This is a genomic window from Streptomyces sp. NPDC059900, from assembly GCF_050270335.1.
Lineage (GTDB): Bacteria > Actinomycetota > Actinomycetes > Streptomycetales > Streptomycetaceae > Streptomyces.
Genome location: NZ_JBNNJZ010000861.1, coordinates 1 through 2557, shown reverse-complemented (window position 1 = coordinate 2557; position 2557 = coordinate 1). Strand labels below are relative to the sequence as shown.

The window sequence follows — 2557 nt, the reverse complement described above, 5'->3', positions numbered from 1 at the left end:
GGTGGAGGCCTGGGTGTCCGCCCGGGTCAGCGAGGGCCTCATCTACGACCTGCGGACCGAGGTCTTCGACCACGTACAGCGGCAGCCGCTGGCCTTCTTCACCCGGGCCCAGACCGGAGCGCTGGTCAGCCGGCTCAACACCGACGTGATGGGAGCACAAGCGGCGCTCACGTCACTGCTCTCCACCGTCGTCTCCGCTGCGCTCACCCTCACCTTCATCCTGATCACGATGATCTACCTGTCGTGGGTCATCACGCTGATCGCCCTGCTGCTGGCCCCGTTCTTCGTGGTGCCCGGCCGGGTCATCGGCCGCCGGATGCAGCGGCTCATGCGGCGGCACATGCAGATCAACGCCGAAATGGGCTCGATGATGCACGAGCGGTTCAACGTCACCGGCGCCCTCCTCGCCAAGCTCTACGGCCGCCCGGGCCGGGAGTCGGCCGAGTTCTCCGGACTGGCCGGCCGAAGCCGCGACGTGGGTGTGCAGACCTCCGTGCACATGAAGCTGCTCTTCCTCTCCACCATGCTGGTCAGCTCGCTGGCCACGGCCGCGGTGTACGGGGTCGGCGGCCACCTGGTCATCGACCGCACCATCCAGATGGGCACCCTGGTGGCCCTGGCCACCCTGCTCACCCGGCTGATGCAGCCGATCGGCCAGCTCTCCAACGCCCAATCGGACGTGATGAACACGCTGGTCAGCTTCGACCGCCTGTTCGAGGTCCTGGACCTGAAGCCGCTGATCGCGGAGAAGCCGGACGCGGTGGCGCTGCCGGCGGCGAGCGGTGCCCAAAACGGCGCCGGCGGCAAGCAGCCGCCCGCGATGTCGGTCGAGTTCGACCAGGTGTCGTTCCGCTACCCCAAGGCGGCCGACGTCTCGCTCGCCTCCCTCGAATCGATCGCGCTGCCGATGCCAGAGCGCGCCGGTGACGCCTGGACCCTGCGCGACCTCACCTTCACCGCACCGGCCGGCAAGCTCACCGCGCTGGTCGGCCGCTCCGGAGCGGGCAAGACGACCATCACGCACCTGGTGCCGCGCCTGTACGACCCGGGTGCCGGCGCGGTGCGCATCGGCGGCCACGACCTGCGCGACCTGACCCTGGAGTCGGTCCTTGACACCATCGGCATGGTCACCCAGGACGCGCACCTCTTCCACACCACCATCCGCCAAAACCTCACGTACGCCCGCCCGGACGCCACCGAGCAGGACCTGATCGACGCGTGCAAGGCCGCGCAGATCTGGGAGCTGATCGAAGCGCTTCCGGACGGCTTCGACACCGTGGTCGGCGACCGTGGCTACCGGCTCTCCGGCGGCGAGAAGCAGCGCATCGCCATGGCCAGGCTGCTGTTGAAGGCTCCGCCCGTCGTGGTCCTCGACGAGGCCACCGCGCATCTCGATTCCGAGTCCGAGGCGGCCGTGCAACAGGCCCTCAAGGCCGCGCTGAAGGGGCGCACCTCGCTGGTCATCGCCCACCGACTGGCAACGATCCGCGACGCCGACCAGATCCTGGTGATCGACGAGGGCCGGGTCCAGGAGTCGGGCACCCACGAGCAACTGCTCGAACAGGGCGGACTGTACGCCGAGCTGTACCGGACTCAGTTCGCTGACCAGTCGAAGAACGGAGCGCCGGCGCCGCGACCGGAATTGGAGCCGGTGCATACGGGCGGTCCCGGGCCCGGGCCGGGCGGTCCCGGTGGCCGTGGTCCGGTGCGGATCGGGATGGGACCCGAGCCCGGCATGGGCCCGGGGCCCGGGATGGGACCGGGTCCACGTATGGGGCCGGGTCCGGGCATGGGACCGGGTCCGGGCGGGCCCGGAGGCGGCGGCCCCTTCTTCCACCAGGGCCCGCCACCCCCGCCGGAACACCGCTAATTCCGCGCCCAGCGATCGACGACCCAGTGGGGACCTCTGGAATGCCTGACTCTCGCCGTACGAATGTCACCAACACCGTTCCGGAACTCATCCGGGCCCACGTGCTTCGGTCGCCGGATGCGGTGGCGGTGCGCTGCGGAGAGGAGTCCCTCTCGTACGGGGAGCTGGACGGCCGGTCGAACCGGCTGGCCCGCTACCTGTGCGGGCTTGGGGTGGGACGGGAGTCGCGGGTGGGTCTGCGGTTGCCGCGGGGTCTCGACATGGTGGTGTCGATGCTGGCGGTGTGGAAGGCCGGCGGCGCCTATGTGCCGCTGGATCCCGACTACCCGGCCGACCGGCTGGAGTTCATGGCGGCGGACAGCGAGGCGTCGCTGGTGATCGACGCGGCAGGGCTGGACGGCGCGCGGACGGTCATCGCCGCGGAATCCGCACAGCCCCTCCATGTGGGGTTCGATCCCGATCAGTTGGCGTACGTGATCTACACCTCGGGGTCGACGGGCCGCCCCAAGGGCGTGGCGGTGACGCACCGGGGCGTGGTCGATCTGGTCGAGACGATGGGACCGGTGTTGGGTGCCGGTCCCGGCGAGGTGACGTTGCAGTTCGCGTCGTTCAGCTTCGACGCCTCCGTGCTCGACGTCACCACCACCCTGGCGTCCGGCGGCACCCTGGCCATCGCGACCGGGGAGG

At 70.2% G+C, this 2557-nt stretch carries 2 protein-coding genes; both read left to right on the top strand.

The window, feature by feature from the left end; translation table 11 throughout:
- Positions 1-1870, top strand: a 1870-nt coding sequence (locus ACQKIP_RS45010; RefSeq protein WP_427745648.1) for an ABC transporter ATP-binding protein, incomplete at its 5' end; no start/stop codon positions are given.
- Positions 1871-1911: 41 nt separating this feature from the next.
- Positions 1912-2557, top strand: a 646-nt coding sequence (locus ACQKIP_RS45005) for an AMP-binding protein (protein ID WP_427745647.1), incomplete at its 3' end; no start/stop codon positions are given.